We start from the raw sequence: 16,106 nt of genomic DNA on the forward strand, positions 1-16,106 counted from the left end.
GAACGTCACATGATCTACAGCAAACGCAAACTTGCAGTCGTGCACCGGACACTACGGTGAACCCATGACCACTCCCGTGCTCGAGGCCCGTGACCTCGCCAGGACCTACGGCCGCGGCGCGACGCGGTTCGACGCGCTCAAGGGGGTGTCGCTGGCGGTGCACCAGGGCGAGAGCCTGGCGATCGTCGGCAAGTCCGGCTCCGGCAAGTCGACGCTGATGCACCTGCTCGCACTGCTCGACAAGCCGTCGGCCGGACAGGTGCTGCTCGACGGCACCGACGCCGCGACGCTCGGTGCCCGCCAGGTCAACCGCACCCGGAACAGCACGTTCGGGTTCGTGTTCCAGCAGTTCTTCCTGACGCCGAAGACCTCGGTGCTCGACAACGTCGTGCTCCCGCTCAAGATCGCCGGCGTCTCCGGGGCCGAGCGGAAGCGACGGGGCATGGCGGCGCTGGACGCCCTCGGGCTGGCCGACAAGGCGAAGAACGACGCCAACGACCTGTCCGGCGGCCAGAAGCAACGCGTGGTCATCGCCCGCGCGCTGGTCGGTGAGCCGAGCGTGATCTTCGCCGACGAGCCCACCGGCAACCTCGACACGAACACCGGACAGGTGGTCGAGGACATGCTGTTCGGGCTGCAGCGCGAGCGGGGGATCACGCTCGTCGTGGTCACGCACGACGAAGAGCTCGCCGCGCGCTGCGACCGCAGCGTCAACGTCCGCGACGGCCTGATCGTCGGCGGACCCGACGACGCGGTCGACGCGTCCGCCACGCACGGAAGGCACTCCGCATGAACTTCCTCGACCTCCTGCGCACCGCGGTCTCGAACACCTTCCGCTCGAAGCTGCGCACGACCCTGACCGTCATCGCGATCTTCATCGGCGCCTTCACGATCACGCTCACCTCGGCCATCGGCACGGGCGTCAGCAACTACATCGACACCCAGGTCTCGTCGATCGGCGACACCGGTTCCCTGACCATCACGAAGGCAGTCGACACCAGCTCGACCGACAGCGGCCCGGCGAAGTACGACCCCGAGGCCTCTGGTCAGAGCGTCGACCGTGGCCCGGCGTCGTTCTCCTACCTGTCGCAGTCCGACGTCGACGCGATCGAGAAGACCGACGGCATCAAGAGCCTCCGCCCCGCGGTCGCTCTCGCGCCGAAGTACGCCGAGTACGGCGACCACGGCAAGTACGTCGTCTCGCTCACGGCCAACGCCGGCGAGCTCGACGCCGACCTGGCGAGCGGCAAGCAGCTCGACGACCAGACCGACGCCAACCAGGTGATGCTGCCGACCGACTACCTGAAGAACATGGGCCTCGGCAGCGCCTCCGCCGCCGTCGGCAAGGAACTCACGATCGCCGTCGACGACTACCAGGGCAAGGCGCACACGCTCACCGCCACGGTCGTGGGCGTGCAGAACGAGTCGCTGTTCGGCAGTGGGGCCGGGGCGAACGCCGCGCTGACCGACGCCATGCAGGCCGCGCAGGAGATCGGCAAGCCCGACTCGATCGCGACCTCCTACGCCAGCGCCACCGCGACGCTCGATCCGGGCGCCTCCGTCACCACGGTCAAGAAGTCCCTGGCGGACGACGGGTTCCTCGGCCAGACCATCCAGGACCAGCTCGGTCAGTTCCAGACCGTCATCAGCGGCATCGTCGGGGTCCTGAACGCCTTCGCCGTGATCGCGCTCATCGCCGCCGGCTTCGGCATCATCAACACCCTGCTCATGAGCGTGCAGGAGCGCACCCGCGAGATCGGCCTGATGAAGGCGATGGGCATGGGCGGCGGCAAGGTCTACACGCTGTTCTCGCTCGAGGCGGTCTTCATCGGGTTCCTCGGCAGCGCCATCGGGGCCGGGGTCGCGATCGCGCTCGGCACCGGGATCTCGAACGTCCTGGCCGGCACGCTCCTCAAGGACCTGCCGGGGCTGCAGATCATGCAGTTCGCTCCAGGGTCCGTCGCCACGATCATCCTCGTCGTGATGTTCATCGCGTTCCTGGCGGGCACCCTGCCGGCACGACGAGCCGCACGGCAGAACCCGATCGAGGCGCTCCGGTACGAGTGACAGGCAGGGCTGCCTAGTGTCGGAGCGGTGACGACGTTCGGACGCGACCTCGGTGACGGCTCCACGCTGACGCTGCGCGACCTGACGACGGTCGACCAGGTGCTCGCACTCGTGCACGCCAACACCGATCGTCTGCGGGCCGCCGAGCCCTGGGCGTGGGACCCGCAGACACGCGAGGCCATCGCCCTGCACACGGAGCGGCTGCTCGGGCAGTACGCGATGGACCGCTCGCTGCCCTGCGTCATCCGCCACGACGACCGCGTGGTCGGGGTGGCCTCGCTGACGTTCGACCCGTACCTGGGGCAGGCGTCGCTCGGTTACTGGGTGGACGCCGGACAGGAGGGCCGTGGTGTCGCCCGGCGGGCCGCCACCGTGCTGATCGGGGTCGCCCGGGCCCGCGGCGTGGCCCGGGTGGAGATCCGGACGGCGGTCGACAACGTGCGGAGCCGGCGGCTCGCCGAGCGGCTCGGCTTCACCCACGAGGGCACCCTGCGTGGCGCCTTGCCGCTCGGCCCCGAGCGGGTCGACGTCGCCGTCTACGGCCTGCTCCTCTGACGTCCGCCGCCCTCGTGCAGACGGACCGACACCGGTCGCCGGTATCGTCGGAGCATGGCCTTGTTCGGACGACGCAACCACGACGTGCGCGATCGACCCATCAGCCAGGTCGAACTGAAGCGTGCGGTCGACGAGGGCTTCCTCATCGCGAAGGCCGCCGTCACCATCGCGGTGGCCAACCGCATCATCACGAACGCCTTGCGTGACCAGGGGTACTTCGACCACGCACTCATCGCCGAGGCCACGCGCGAGGAACTCCACCGCATGGCCGAGGAACAACGGGGTGACGCCGCACGGATGCGCGACATCCGTTCCACCTCGAGCAAGCAGAAGGGCCGTTCCCGCCACCAGCACGACTACCGGCGCGGCGACGACCTGAAGCTCCGGATGCGCGAGGCCACGTACGAGCAGCTCGCCGCCATGCTCGACAAGCGACGCGACGACCAGCACTTCGTCGACGGGATCGTCCTCGCCGCGCGGGCCCGCGCCTGGGACGACATCGGCACCACCGTCGTCGGACGCCTCGGCTGGGCACAGCGCCCGGCGGACGACTACGAGATCGGCCGCGACGACCGGTTGCAGCAGATGCTCGACGAGGACTTCGCCGAGTTGCTCGCCGAGCACCCCGTCGGGTCGACCCCGGTCGACGCCGACGAACCGGACGACGCCGACGGTGACCAGGACGAGTCCGACCCGGCCGACCCCGACACCTCGCGCACCTGACCGACACCACACGCAGTCACGAGTCCCTAGGCTCGGGGCATGGTGGATGCGGTGGTCGTCGGAGCGGGACCGAACGGGCTCGCGGCAGCGGTGACGCTCGCACGGGCCGGACTGTCGGTCGAGGTCGTCGAACGGAACGACACGATCGGCGGCGGCGCCCGCACGGCCGAGCTCACCCTGCCCGGCTTCCTGCACGACGTCTGCTCCGCCGTGCACCCGATGGCCCTGCAGTCCGAGTTCTTCCGGCGCTTCCGCATGGAGGAGCGCATCGAGCTCCGCCTGCCCGAGGTGCAGTACGGCCACCCGCTCGACCACGGTCGCGCCGGCATCGCGTACCAGGACCTCGACCGCACCGCCGCCGAGCTCGGGGTGGACGGACCGGCCTTCCGGCAGCTGATGGCGCCGCTGGCGGAGAACGCCGACCAGGTCGCGGACTTCGCGACCGACGCACTGCTGCACGTGCCGCGGCACCCCCTGACCGTCCTGCGGTTCGGGCTGCGGGCGCTCGAGCAGGGCACCGCCGCGTGGAACCTGCGCTTCCGCGGCGAGGCCGCCCCGGCGATGGTGTCCGGCGTCGCGGCGCACTCGATCCAGCACCTGCCGTCCCTGTCCACCGCGGCGGCGGCACTGTCGCTCGGCTCGTACGCGCACGCCCGCGGCTGGCCGGTGCCGATCGGCGGCAGCCAGGCGATCGTCGACGCGCTCGCCGCCGACCTCGTCGCGCACGGCGGCCGCATCGTCACCGGACACGAGGTCCGGTCGCTCGGTGACCTCACCCCGGCGAAGGCGGTGCTGTTCGACACGAGCGTGCCCGGCATGCTCCGGATCGCGGGCAAGCAGATCCCGACCCCGAAGCGCGGTGCACTGCGACGCTTCCGGTTCGGCAACGCGGCGGCGAAGGTCGACTTCGCGCTGTCCGACCCGGTGCCGTGGACCAACGAGTCGCTGCGGAAGGCCGGGACCGTGCACATCGGCGGGACCCGGCAGGAGATCGCGGCCGCCGAACGTGCCGTCGCGAACGGGCAGCACGCCGAGCGTCCGTACGTGCTCGGCGCGGAGCCCACGGTGGTGGACCCGACCCGCGCCCCGAAGGGCAAGCACGTCTTCTGGGCCTACGCGCACGTCCCTGCGGGCTCGGACGTCGACCCGACCGAGGCCGTCACCCGTCAGATCGAGCGCTTCGCGCCGGGGTTCCGCGACACGATCCTGTCGTCGAGCTCCCGCACCGCCGTGCAGATGGGCGAGTACAACCCGAACTACGTCGGTGGCGACATCGCCGCCGGTGCCGCGAGCTTCTGGCAGCTCGTCAAGCGCCCCGTCCTGTCCAGCGACCCGTGGCGGATGGGCGGCGGCATGTACCTGTGCTCCGAGTCCGCGGCACCCGGCCCCGGCGTGCACGGCATGGCCGGCTGGCACGCGGCGAAGAGCGCGCTCCGGCACACCTTCGGACTGCCGGAGGACGTCGACCTCACCCCGGAAGGCTGAACACCATGGCGAAGAACGTCCGCATCCTGCACTGCCGTCCCGAAGCCGTCTTCGACGTGCTCGGCGACGGGTGGCTCTACACGACCTGGGTGGTCGGGGCGTCGCGTATGCGCAAGGAGGAATCCGGGTGGCCGCAGGTCGGCACGCGGCTGCACCACTCGTTCGGCGCCTGGCCGATCGTCATCGACGACGTCACGACGTCGCTGGTCTGGGAGCCGCCACACCGCATGGTCATCCAGCCCAAGGGCTGGCCCATCGGCGAGGCCCGCGTCGAGCTGACGGTCGAACCGCACCGGCACGGCAGCAAGGTCACGATCACCGAGAACGCGGTGGCCGGGCCGGGTTCGCACGTGCCGGACTTCCTCATGCAGCCGCTCATCTGGATCCGCAACCGCGAGACGCTCCGCCGCCTCGAGTGGGTGGCCGTCGGGCGCTCGGCGACCGCCTGAGACGTCCCCACGAACGGACGGGAGGCCCGTGGCGGCGCCGCCACGGGCCTCCCGTCACGGCCGTCGTGCCGCTGGCGCGTCACGCCGGAACCGGCGGGTGGGGCCCACCTCCCGTCCGCCCTGTGGGTGCGTCGACTACTCGGCGCGCGAGAACTCGCTGGCCCGCGCCACCTGGTCGTCGGTCAGGGCGACGCCCGTGTACCGCTCGAACTGACGGGCTGCCTGCAGGGCGATGACCTCGGCGCCGGTGATGACGTGCTTGCCGGCGTCGCGGCCCGCCCGCACGAGCGGGGTCTCCGACGGGAACGCGACCACGTCGAAGACGGTGTGGGCAGCCTCGATCCGCTCCGGCGCGAAGGCGAGTGCATCCTGCTGGTCGCCGCGCATGCCGAGCGGGGTGACGTTGACGACCAGGTCGGTCTCCCCCGCCTCACGCTCGTCGGCGACCCACTCGTAGCCGTACTGCGTCGCCAGGGCCGGGCCGGTCTGCTCGTTGCGGGCGACGACCGTCAACCGGTCGAAGCCGGCGCCTCGGAACGCCGCCGTGACGGCCTTGGCCATGCCGCCGGAGCCGCGGAGCAGCACGCGCGAAGCCGGGTCGACGCGGTGCGACCCGAGCAGTGCGGCGATCGCTTCGTAGTCGGTGTTCGACGCGGTGAGCACGCCGTCGTCGTTCACGACCGTGTTGACCGACTGGATCGCGGCGGCGGAGTCCTCGATGTGGTCGACGAGCGGGATGATCGCCTCCTTGAAGGGCATCGACACCGAGCAGCCGCGGATGCCGAGCGCGCGGATGCCGGCGACGGCGCCGGGCAGATCCGTCGTGGTGAAGGCCTTGTACAGGAACTCGAGACCGAGCTCGTCGTACAGGAAGTTGTGGAAACGGGTGCCGATGTTGCTCGGTCGCGCGGCCAGCGACATGCAGACCTGCATGTCCTTGTTCAGGATGGGCATGCTCTCAGTCTCGCACTGTCGCACGCTCACACTCTCCTGCTCTTGCAAGGATGGAGCGGTCCAAGCAGGCCGGGTGCGGCGCTCCGGGGTAGCGTCGGTCCCGATGACTGAGATCCCGGAGACCATGCGCGCTGTCCGCTTCGACGAGTGGGGTGACCGATCGGTCCTGCACGTCGCCGAGGTGCCCGTGCCCGACGTGACCGCCGGGCGGGTGCTCGTCCGCGTGCGCGCCGCCGGGATCAACCCCGGTGAGTCGGCGATCCGCCAGGGCGCGTTCGGCGGCGACCTGCCGTCCGGGCAGGGCACCGACTTCGCCGGCATCGTCGTCGCCGTCGGAGCCGAGGTCGACGGCGTCGACGAGGGCGAAGAGGTCATCGGCTGGTCGTGGGACCGCGCGAGCCAGGCCGAGTACGTCTCGGTGCCGGCCGTGCAGGTCGTCCAGAAGCCACGCCTGCTCGACTGGACGGTGGCGGGTGGCCTCGACGTCATCGCGACCACCGCGGCGGCGGCCGTCCGCGCGGTCGACCCGCGTGCCGGTGAGACCGTCGTGGTGTCCGGTGCCGCGGGCGGGGTCGGCGGCTTCGTCACCCAGCTGCTCGCGAACGAGGGCATCGACGTCATCGCCGTCGCGTCCGAGGTGAACCACGAGTGGCTCCGCTCCAAGCGCGCACGACCCGTCGCGTACGGCGACGGCCTGCAGGAGCGCATCACGGAACTCGCGACGAACGGTGTCGACGCCGTGATCGACACCCACGGCGCCGAGTACGTCCGGCTCGGCATCGCGCTCGGGGTGCCGGTCGACCGCATCGAGACGATCATCGCGTTCGACGAGGCCGCCGAGGTCGGGGCGAAGACCTCGGGCAGTGCGGACACGGCCGATCCGGAGATCCTCGGCGCGCTCGCACTCGAGGTCGCGAACGGCGCGATCGAGGTGCCCGTCGCCGCGACCTACCCGCTCGACCGCGTGCAGGACGCCTTCGAGGAGCTCGAGCACGGCCACACGCGCGGCAAGATCGTCCTCATCCCCTGACCCCACGACCACGCGGGTCCGGGGGTTTCCCCCACCACGCTCGGGGTGCGTCCCGGATGCGCCGGACCGGCGGCGTTGCGTAGCGTCGTCGGTATGAGCACACTCTCCCGTCCCCGCAACGGTCGTCTGCTGGCCGGTGTCTGCGCCGGTCTCGCCGACCGCTTCACCCTGTCCCGCACCCTGGTCCGGGTGATCTGGGTCATCCTGAGCCTGTTCCCCGGGCCGCTGTGGATCGCCTACGTCGTGCTGTGGTTCGTGATGCCGCCCGAGGGTGGTCGGCGGCGCTGAGCACCGGTCCGTCCGGACGGGTTAGTGTGGCGGCGTGCCGGTCTCCGTCTTCGATCTGTTCAGCGTCGGTGTCGGCCCCTCGAGCTCGCACACCGTCGGCCCGATGCGGGCCGGTGCCGAGTTCGCGAGCCTGGTGCGTGGCCTGCCCGTCGCCTCCGTGGTGGTCGACCTGTACGGGTCCCTCGCATCGACCGGGCAGGGCCACGGGACGCTCGGCGCCGTCGTCGCGGGGCTCATGGGCTCGCACCCCGAGACCGTCGACCCGGATGCCATGGCCCGCGCACTCGAGGCGCTGGAACGCGACGGCGTCCTGCGGCTCGACGGCGGAGCGAGCGTGCCGTTCCGCATCGCCGACATCGTCCTGCACCCCCTGACGATGCTGCCCCGCCACCCGAACGCCATGCGGCTGCGAGCCCGTGACGCCGCGGGTGTCGACCTGGCCGACGAGACCTACTACTCGATCGGCGGCGGGTTCATCGCGCGGGACGACGAGGCCGAACCCGCCGTGGACGCACCGGCTGCCGTCGCCGGTGCCGCGATCCCGGTCGACGACGCCGTGCCGTACCCGTTCTCGAGCGGTGCCGAGCTGCTCGCCGCCTGCGCGGATTCGGGCCTGCCGATCAGCGGCGTCGCCCTGGCGAACGAAGCCGTCACCCGGACGGACACCGAGGTCCGCTCGGGGCTGCTCGGGATCCACGGCGTGATGGAGTCGTGCGTCGACCGATCCGTCCGCCGGGGCGGGTGCCTGCCCGGCGGGCTCGACGTCCGTCGTCGCGCGGCCACCTGGCACGAGCAGCTCACCCGCGAGGACCCCGACCACGACCCGCTCTTCGCGATGGAGTGGGTGAACCTCGTCGCCATGGCGGTCAACGAGGAGAACGCCACCGGTGGCCGCGTCGTCACCGCCCCGACGAACGGTGCCGCCGGCATCATCCCCGCGGTGCTGTACTACGCGCGCACCTACGTCCCCACGGTCGCCGACGCCTCCGCGGACGAACGGGACGACGCCGTCGTGCGATTCCTGCTGACCGCCGGGGCGATCGGGTCGATCTACAAGGAACGGGCGTCGATCTCCGGCGCCGAGGTCGGCTGCCAGGGCGAGGTCGGTTCGGCAGCGTCGATGGCGGCTGCGGGGCTCGCCGAGGTCCTCGGGGGCACGCCGGAGCAGGTCGAGAACGCCGCCGAGATCGCGATGGAGCACAACCTCGGGCTGACCTGTGACCCGATCGGCGGGCTGGTGCAGATCCCGTGCATCGAGCGGAACGCGATCGCGGCGAACAAGGCGATCAACGCCGCCCGGATGGCCCTGCGTGGCGACGGGGTGCACCACGTGTCGCTCGACCAGGTCGTCGAGACGATGCGGCAGACCGGGGCGGACATGTCTTCGAAGTACAAGGAGACCGCGATGGGTGGGCTCGCGGTGAACGTCCCGCTCTGCTGAGCGTCGCGGTCGCACGTGCTCGTCTGCTCCGCTCGCTCGTCAGGCGTGCAGGAGCGTCAGCAGCCGCGCCGTCTCGGTGGCGATGGCGTCCCGGCCCGCTGCGACGTACTTGCGCGGGTCGACGACGTCCGGCCGCTCGTCGAGCACGGTGCGGAGCGCACGGGTGAACAGGCCGTTCAGGTGCGTCGAGATGTTGATCTTCGTCATCCCCGCGTGTACGGCGCCGCGGAGTTCGTCGTCGGACAGGCCCGAGGAGCCGTGCAGCACGAGCGGCACCGGCACCGCGGCACGCAGGCGCTCGACCAGGTCGCGGTCCACCGAGGCCTCGCGGGTCTGCATCGCGTGCGACGTCCCCACCGCGACCGCCAGGGCATCGACGCCGGTGTCGGCCACGAACGCGGCGGCGTCGTTCGGATCGGTGCGGACGCCGGGTGCGTGCACGCCGTCCTTGCCACCGACCTCGCCGAGCTCGGCCTCGATCGCGACCCCCGCGGCGTGACACCGAGCAGCGAGTTCCCGCGTTGCAGCCACGTTCGCGGCGAAGTCCAGGTGCGAGCCGTCGTACATGACCGAGTCGACGCCCAGGTCGACGCCGGCCGCCACCAGCTCGGGGTCCTCGATGTGGTCGAGGTGCACGAGGACCTCGACGTCGGCCGCACGTGCGACGGCCTGGGTCGCGGTCGTGATCGGTGCGAGGCCGCCGTGGTACCGGACGCAGTTCTCGCTGATCTGCAGGATCACCGGCAGCCCCGCCAGCTCGGCACCGGAGACGATCGCCTCGGCGTGCTCGAGCAGCACCACGTTGAACGCGCCGACCCCGCGGCGTGCCGTGCGGGCGGTGTCGAGCAGGCCGGTGAGGGCGAGGTCGGTGATCATGCGGAGGTCCTCGTTCGGTCGTGTGCGGGAGCAGGAGCGGGCGGGGTGGACAGGAAGCGGTCGACGTCAGCCGGGTCGACCGTGCCGGCCACCGGCTGCAGGACGGCGGCAGCCCCGTGTGCGGCGGCGGACCGCAGCGCGCGGAGCAGGGTGGCGTCGTCGGGGGCGCTGACACTGCCCTCGGGCGTGGGGAGGCCGGCAGCGACGAGCGCACCGACGAGTCCGGCGGTGGCTGCGTCGCCCGCGCCGGTGGGGTTGCCCGAGACCCCGGGGACCGCAGGCACCTCGAGCACGTGGTCGGCGGTGTGGGCGGCGATGCCCTCGGAACCCCGGGAGACCACGACGACCGCGGCGCCGAGCCCGAGGAGCCGGAGCGCCCCCGACCGTTCGTCGTCGGCGCCGGTGGCCTCGAGCAGTTCCTCGCGGTTGGGCTTGCAGACCGTCGCCCCGGCCGAAGCGGCAGCCAGCAGCGCGGTGCCCGAGCAGTCGACCACGGAGAGCACACCGCGGCGGCGGGCGGCGGTGACCCAGCGGGCGACGACCGCGGGGTCGGTGTCGCGGGGCAGGGAGCCCGACACCACCAGGGCCGCTGCGGTCGGGGCATCGGCGGCGCCGCCGACACCGCCGACACCGGCGGCACCGCCGACGAGCAGTGTCTCGACCGCGGTGGTGACGGTGTCCCACTCGCCGGGGCTGAGCACGGGCCCGGGCTCCCCGAACATCGTCGGGTGCGCGATTTCGTCCACGACCGTCACGGTCGTGCGGGTCTCGCCACGGACAGCGACGTCGGTGTGGACGAGCCCGAGGCCGTCGAGGGCGTCGGCGATCCAGTGCCCGCCGTCGCCGCCGAGGGGCAGCACGGCATGGGTCGGGACACCGGTGGCGGCGAGGACCCGGCCGACGTTCAGGCCCTTGCCGCCGGGGCGTCGCTCGACCCCGAGCACGCGCTGGGTCTCGCCGATGCGCTGTTCGGCGACCCGGTAGGTCACGTCGACGGCGGGGTTCGGGGTGACGACGAGGATCACGCGACCACCGCCGTCGGCAGGGCTCGGACGCTGCCGTGCTCCGGGTCGAGCACGAGCAGATCGGCGGGGGCGCCCACGCTCAGGGGTGCCGGTGCCCCGAGCAGGCATGCCGCACGCGCCGCAGAAGCAGCGACGACCTCGGGCAGGTCGGTCCCCGCGTCGAGCAGGCGACGGACGGCGTCGGCGACCGTGATCGTGCTGCCCGCCAGCGACGAACCGTCAGCGAGCACGGCGAGCCCGTCGCGGACGGTCACGGCCGATCCGGCCACCGTGTACGCCCCGTCGGGGCAACCGGTCGCGGCCATGGCGTCGGAGACCAGGACCATCCGGCCCGGTGCGCTGCGCTGGACGACGTCGACGGTGACCGGGTCGAGGTGGTGGCCGTCGACGATGCACTCGAGCAGCACCCGGTCGTCGGTGAGCGCGACCCCGACCGGCCCGGGTGCGCGGTGGTGCAGCGGTGCCATCCCGTTGAACAGGTGGGTGACGAGCGAGGCGCCGGCGTCGACCGCGCGGCGGGTCTGCTCGGCGGTGGCGTCGGTGTGGCCGAGGGCGACGACGACCCCGGCTCCGACGAAGCGGGCAACGGCGTCGAGGGCACCGGGCAGCTCCGGCGCGAGCGTGACGATCCGCAGTGCGCCACCCGCGGCGTCGCAGTAGGCGTCGACCTCGGCGGGGTCCGGGGCGTGCAGCAGGTCGACGCGGTGCGCCCCGCGACGGGCGGGCGCGAGCCACGGCCCCTCCAGGTGGAGTCCGGCGAGCGTGCCGTCCGCGACGAGCGGTCGGAGCCGGGTGAGGGCTGCCACGGTGTCCGCGCGCTCACCCGTCGCGATGGACCCGACCAGGGTGGTCGTGCCCCGTGACCGGTGGTGCCCAGCGGCGGCACGGGCGTCCTCGGCGGAGCACCCGGCGAAGTCGTGCCCGAGTGCGCCGTGGGCGTGCAGGTCGACGAACCCGGGCACGATCGCACCGTCGACGGTGACGGCGGTGTCCGCGCGCATCGGGGACCCGGTGCCGGTCGCCAGCACGGTGTCGTCATCGCCGATGACGAGCCAGCCGTCGTGCAGGTCCGACTGGGCCGTGACGATGCGACGGGCCCGGACGAGGGTGGTCACAGCAGGACCCCGGTCTCGGTCTCGAGCAGCTCGCGTGCGAGGATCCCCGCACCGATGGCGCCGGCTGCGTCGCCGTGCCGGGCGGGGACGATGACGGGGACACGGACGCCCCGCAGACGCTCCGCGACGGCAGCGCGCAGCGGGTCGAGCAGCAGCGGTCCGGACTCGGCGAGTCCCCCGCCGACGATGATCGTGTGGTTCCCGGCGACCGCGGTGGTCCAGGCGAGCGTATCGGCCAGGACCGCGACGCAGTCGTCCCAGACCGCACGGGCGGCTGCGTCGCCCTGGCGGACCAGGAGCATGGCGGCGTGTGCGGACGGAGCAGCGGCACGACGTGCGACTCCCCCGGCGGACGCGATCTCCTCGACGCGGTGACCCGCGTGCGGGCCGGTCTGGATCCGGACCTGCCCGATCTCCCCCGCCCAGCCACCACCGGACACGACGACACCGTCGACCACCAGGGCGCTCGCGAGCCCGGTGCCGACCGGCACGAACGAGACCGACCCCCGAGACAGTGCCGGGTCGCCGGCCCGGACCTCGGCCAGGGCACCGGCGCGGACGTCGTGGCCGAAGGCGAGCGGGACGTCGATCGCCTGTCGCAGGAGCTCGGCGCGGACGAGGTCACGCACCGGGACGTCACGCCATCCCAGGTTGACGGACAGGTCGACGGTGCCGCGGGTCTCGTCGACGACGCCGGGGGTCACCAGCCCGATCGCTCCGAGCGGCGCCCGTCGCATGGCCTGGGCAGCCAGTCCGGCGACGGCCAGGGCGAGGCGCTCGGCGTCCGGGTCGTCACGCGGCGTCGGTACCCGGGTCTCGTCGAGGACGAGTCCGTCGGCGGTCGTCAGACGGGTCTTGATGCCCGTGCCGCCGACGTCGACCCCGAGCACCGCGCCTGCGCCACCCATCAGGTGAGGATGACCGACCGGGTGAGCGACCGGGGGTTGTCCGGGTCGAGCCCGCGTCCCTCGGCCAGGGCGACGGCGAACCGGTGCACGACGACGAGTCCGGCGAGCGGGTCGAGGTCGTGCTGGACGAACCGGGCACCGGTGGCGGCGACCTCGGCGGCCAGGCCCTCGGGTGCCGCGCCGAGCGACCAGACGAGTCGGCCGGGCTGCGCGATCGCGATCGGGCCGTGCCGGTAGTCCATCGCCGGATAGGACTCGGCCCAGAACTGCGCGGCCTCGCGCGTCTTGAGCGCGGCTTCGAACGTCAGACCCACGGCGGGCCCACGACCGACGAACGAGACCTGCTCGGCGTCGAGCAGGTCGTCGATCGGCACCGTCAGTGCGGTCTCGGCCTGGGCTGCGAGCGCGTCGACGTCGTCGCCGATGGACGCTCGCAGCAGTGCGAGCGTCGTGGTGGCGAAGCGGGTCTGGACGACCGAGCGCTCGTCGGCGAAGGGCAGTGCGACCACCTGGTCGGCGACGGCCGCGGCCGGGCTGTCGGCGACGGCGGTGACCAGCACGGTCCGCTGGGACGGCAAGGCCTGCAGCAGGTCGACGATCTCGGTCGTCGTGCCCGAGCGGCTGATCATGAGCACGCGGTCGTACTCGCGTGACGCGGGGTACTCGGACCCGGCGAAGGCGTCGGTCACGCCGAGGCCCGCCTGCTCACGGGCGACGGCGTAGCTCATGGCGATGAACCAGCTCGTCCCGCAGCCGATCACGGCCACGCGTTCGCCCGGCTGGGGGAGCGCGTCGGCGAAGGTCGGCAGGAGCGCGGCGGCTGCACGCCAGGTCTCCGGCTGCGAGGCCAGTTCAGCGCTCACGAAGGTGTCGGTCATGGGAGCCTTCCGGGTCCGGATCGATCCGGGTGATCGATGATCAGGAAGCGTAGCGAGCGATCGTGCGCAAGGGAAGGGCAAAACGTCATTTCCGATCACCGAGGGACGGCGGCGACGCCGTAGGATGACCGTCATGACCCCCCAACAGCGGCTGAACGCCCTGCTCGAACTGGTGAGCGAACGCGGCAACGTGTCGATCGCCGAGATCGGGGAGCTGCTGGGGATCTCCGCCGCGACTGCCCGCCGCGACCTCGCGATGCTGGCCGACCAGCGACTCGTCACCCGCACGCACGGGGGAGCAGCCGCACTCGGTGCCGGCTACGAGCTGCCGCTGCAGTACAAGATCGCCCGGCAGGCCGAGGCCAAGACCGCGATCGCCCGTGCCGCCGCCCGGCTCGTGCAGCCCGGCGAGACCGTCGGGCTCAACGGCGGGACGACCACGACCGAGGTCGCGCGCGAACTCGGCAAGAGCGAACGGTTCATCCGCGCCGACGGCGAGTTCGGCATCACGATCGTGACGAACGCCCTGAACGTCGGGTACGAGCTGTCCGTCCGTGCCAACGTGAAGATCGTGGTCACCGGCGGCGTGGCCCGACGCCAGTCCTACGAGCTGGTCGGGCCGCTCGTCCGGGACACCCTCGACGAGTTCGCCCTCGACCTGGTGGTGCTCGGCGTCGACGGACTCACCGGGCAGTACGGCGCGACGACCATGCACGAGGGCGAGGCCGAGGTCAGCAGGCACTTCGCCTCGGTCGGTCGACGGGTCGTCGTGGTCGCCGACTCCACCAAGATCGAACGCTCCACCTTCGCCCGGATCTGCCCACTCGACCGCATCGACGTCCTGGTCACCGACCAGCCCGTGCCGGCCTCGTTCGCCGCCGACCTGGCCAGCGCCGGCGTGGAGCTCGTCGTCGCCGACTGAGCCCTCCGTGCGTCCGGCCCCGGGTGGGCCGGACGTTTCGATCGTGTAAAACCCTTCCCTGCGCGGATGCGTGAGCGATCCGTGAGCGTCTATTGTGCATTCATGAGCGATTCGGCATCATGGACGTCACATTCACGCAAGGGAGCGATGAGCATGGGCGTCGACAACGCAGGACTCCGCGTCGCGGTGATCGGGATGGGCCAGCGGTCCGCCATCGCGCGCCACGTGGCCGAGGCCACCGCCGCCGACGCGTCGCTGCAGGCCCGGGTCGTGGCCGTCGCGGACGTCACGGCGGCGGGCCGCCGGCGCGGACTCGACGAGTACCCGGATGCCCTGGTGGTCGAACACCACCTGGACCTCACCGGTCACGTCGACGCCGCCATCGTCACCACGCCGGACTGGACCCACGCCGAGATCGCGATCGACCTGCTCCGCGCGGGCATCGCCGTCTACCTCGAGAAGCCGCTCGCCATCACGGTCGAGGACGCCGACGCGGTGCTGAACACCGCGGCCCGGACCGGCACCCCGCTGTACGTCGGACACAACTTCCGGCACGCCGCCGTCGTCCGCCTGATGCGCGAGATCATCGGCCGTGGCGAGATCGGCCAGGTCAAGGCCGTCTGGTGCCGGCACTTCGTCGGCAACGGCGGTGACTACTACTTCAAGGACTGGCACGCCGACCGCAGCAAGGTGAACTCGCTCCTGCTGCAGAAGGCGAGCCACGACCTCGACGTCATCCACGCGCTCGGCGGGGGCGACACCGCCCGGGTCGTCGGGATGGGCTCGCTGTCGGTCTACGGCGACGTCACCGACCGCCGCGACCGCAGCGGTGAACTGATGGGGGACTGGTTCTCCCACGACAACTGGCCACCGCTCGCCCAGACCGGGCTGAACCCCGTCGTCGACGTCGAGGACGTCTCGATGGTGATGATGACGCTCGACAACGGCGTGCAGGCCAGCTACGAGCAGTGCCACTTCACGCCGGACTACTGGCGGAACTACACCGTCATCGGCACCGAGGGGCGCCTCGAGAACATCGGTGACACCGGTGGTGGCGTCGTGAAGGTCTGGACGCACCGCCGGGGCTGGGACACCGCGGGGGACCGCGAGTACCCGATCGACGGCGTCGAGGACGGCCACGCCGATGCCGACCTGCTCACCATGACCGAGTTCCTGCGGTCCGTCGCCCTCGGCGAACCGTCGGAGCTGTCCCCGATCGCGGCCCGTGCCGCCGTCGCCGCGGGCGCGCTGGCCACGCGCTCGCTCCGCAACGGGTCCGTCCCCATCGACGTCCCGCCCCTGCCGGCCGAGACCATCGCGCACTTCACGTCGAACGCCCTGCACTCCACCCCCTCCACCCCGCATCCCGCCCAGACCGTCGGCTCCTGAC

17 protein-coding genes are annotated in these 16,106 nt (G+C 72.0%); 11 read left to right on the forward strand and 6 right to left on the reverse strand.

The window, feature by feature from the left end:
- Nucleotides 1–64 precede the first annotated feature (64 nt).
- The 6 genes from ITJ50_RS03805 to ITJ50_RS03830 are packed head-to-tail and all read left to right on the forward strand — an operon-like array spanning nucleotide 65 to nucleotide 5,279.
- A complete protein-coding gene (locus tag ITJ50_RS03805) occupies nucleotides 65–793 on the forward strand; it encodes an ABC transporter ATP-binding protein (RefSeq protein WP_031260145.1) in 729 nt (242 codons plus the stop codon).
- Nucleotides 790–2,067 (forward strand): ABC transporter permease, encoded by a 1,278-nt coding sequence (locus ITJ50_RS03810; RefSeq protein ID WP_017887904.1) that lies wholly within the window; start codon nucleotides 790–792, stop codon nucleotides 2,065–2,067. The genes ITJ50_RS03805 and ITJ50_RS03810 overlap by 4 nt, the downstream gene beginning before the upstream one ends.
- A gap of 27 nt (nucleotides 2,068–2,094) precedes the next feature.
- Nucleotides 2,095–2,622 carry a GNAT family N-acetyltransferase gene (locus ITJ50_RS03815; RefSeq protein WP_017887905.1) on the forward strand — a complete coding sequence of 176 codons (528 nt, stop codon included), beginning with the start codon at nucleotides 2,095–2,097 and terminating at the stop codon, nucleotides 2,620–2,622.
- 54 nt (nucleotides 2,623–2,676) lie between these two features.
- A complete protein-coding gene (locus ITJ50_RS03820) occupies nucleotides 2,677–3,345 on the forward strand; it encodes a hypothetical protein (protein WP_017887906.1) in 669 nt (222 codons plus the stop codon).
- A 39-nt stretch (nucleotides 3,346–3,384) separates the two neighbouring features.
- Nucleotides 3,385–4,830, forward strand: coding sequence for a phytoene desaturase family protein (locus ITJ50_RS03825; RefSeq protein ID WP_194589953.1), 1,446 nt, complete (start codon nucleotides 3,385–3,387; stop codon nucleotides 4,828–4,830).
- 5 nt (nucleotides 4,831–4,835) lie between these two features.
- Complete coding sequence (locus ITJ50_RS03830) at nucleotides 4,836–5,279, forward strand: SRPBCC family protein (protein ID WP_042537590.1); 444 nt, start codon at nucleotides 4,836–4,838, stop codon at nucleotides 5,277–5,279.
- A gap of 135 nt (nucleotides 5,280–5,414) precedes the next feature.
- Here ITJ50_RS03830 and ITJ50_RS03835 read toward each other — a convergent pair whose 3' ends face one another.
- Nucleotides 5,415–6,233 carry a shikimate 5-dehydrogenase gene (locus ITJ50_RS03835; RefSeq protein WP_042537588.1) on the reverse strand — a complete coding sequence of 273 codons (819 nt, stop codon included), beginning with the start codon at nucleotides 6,231–6,233 and terminating at the stop codon, nucleotides 5,415–5,417.
- Nucleotides 6,234–6,336: 103 nt separating this feature from the next.
- Between ITJ50_RS03835 and ITJ50_RS03840 the strand changes: the two genes are divergently transcribed.
- The 3 genes from ITJ50_RS03840 (at nucleotide 6,337) to ITJ50_RS03850 (ending at nucleotide 8,992) form a co-directional block, all read left to right on the forward strand.
- On the forward strand, nucleotides 6,337–7,263 hold the full coding sequence (locus ITJ50_RS03840; RefSeq protein ID WP_031260148.1) for an NADP-dependent oxidoreductase: 927 nt from the start codon (nucleotides 6,337–6,339) through the stop codon (nucleotides 7,261–7,263).
- Nucleotides 7,264–7,356: 93 nt separating this feature from the next.
- A complete protein-coding gene (locus ITJ50_RS03845) occupies nucleotides 7,357–7,551 on the forward strand; it encodes a PspC domain-containing protein (RefSeq protein WP_017887911.1) in 195 nt (64 codons plus the stop codon).
- A gap of 34 nt (nucleotides 7,552–7,585) precedes the next feature.
- On the forward strand, nucleotides 7,586–8,992 hold the full coding sequence (locus tag ITJ50_RS03850) for an L-serine ammonia-lyase (protein WP_017887912.1): 1,407 nt from the start codon (nucleotides 7,586–7,588) through the stop codon (nucleotides 8,990–8,992).
- 39 nt (nucleotides 8,993–9,031) lie between these two features.
- Here ITJ50_RS03850 and ITJ50_RS03855 read toward each other — a convergent pair whose 3' ends face one another.
- The 5 genes from ITJ50_RS03855 to ITJ50_RS03875 are packed head-to-tail and all read right to left on the reverse strand — an operon-like array spanning nucleotide 9,032 to nucleotide 13,794.
- Nucleotides 9,032–9,868 (reverse strand): class II fructose-bisphosphate aldolase, encoded by an 837-nt coding sequence (locus ITJ50_RS03855; protein ID WP_194589954.1) that lies wholly within the window; start codon nucleotides 9,866–9,868, stop codon nucleotides 9,032–9,034.
- Nucleotides 9,865–10,893, reverse strand: a complete 1,029-nt coding sequence (locus tag ITJ50_RS03860; protein ID WP_194589955.1) for a 1-phosphofructokinase family hexose kinase — start codon at nucleotides 10,891–10,893, stop codon at nucleotides 9,865–9,867. Before ITJ50_RS03860 ends, ITJ50_RS03855 begins: the two co-directional genes overlap by 4 nt.
- On the reverse strand, nucleotides 10,890–12,008 hold the full coding sequence (nagA, locus tag ITJ50_RS03865; RefSeq protein ID WP_194589956.1) for an N-acetylglucosamine-6-phosphate deacetylase: 1,119 nt from the start codon (nucleotides 12,006–12,008) through the stop codon (nucleotides 10,890–10,892). Before nagA ends, ITJ50_RS03860 begins: the two co-directional genes overlap by 4 nt.
- A complete protein-coding gene (locus ITJ50_RS03870) occupies nucleotides 12,005–12,916 on the reverse strand; it encodes an ROK family protein (RefSeq protein WP_194589957.1) in 912 nt (303 codons plus the stop codon). The genes nagA and ITJ50_RS03870 overlap by 4 nt, the downstream gene beginning before the upstream one ends.
- Nucleotides 12,916–13,794, reverse strand: coding sequence for an SIS domain-containing protein (locus ITJ50_RS03875; protein WP_017887917.1), 879 nt, complete (start codon nucleotides 13,792–13,794; stop codon nucleotides 12,916–12,918). Before ITJ50_RS03875 ends, ITJ50_RS03870 begins: the two co-directional genes overlap by 1 nt.
- Before the next feature lie 133 nt (nucleotides 13,795–13,927).
- On the opposite strand from ITJ50_RS03875, the gene ITJ50_RS03880 reads away from it, so the two are divergent.
- Entirely contained in the window at nucleotides 13,928–14,716 is a 789-nt protein-coding gene (locus ITJ50_RS03880) for a DeoR/GlpR family DNA-binding transcription regulator (RefSeq protein WP_031260150.1), read from the forward strand.
- A gap of 147 nt (nucleotides 14,717–14,863) precedes the next feature.
- Entirely contained in the window at nucleotides 14,864–16,105 is a 1,242-nt protein-coding gene (locus ITJ50_RS03885) for a Gfo/Idh/MocA family protein (RefSeq protein WP_017887919.1), read from the forward strand.
- Nucleotide 16,106: the final 1 nt, after the last annotated feature.

The sequence above is a fragment of the Curtobacterium sp. VKM Ac-2889 genome (assembly GCF_015350855.1).
GTDB lineage: Bacteria > Actinomycetota > Actinomycetes > Actinomycetales > Microbacteriaceae > Curtobacterium > Curtobacterium poinsettiae.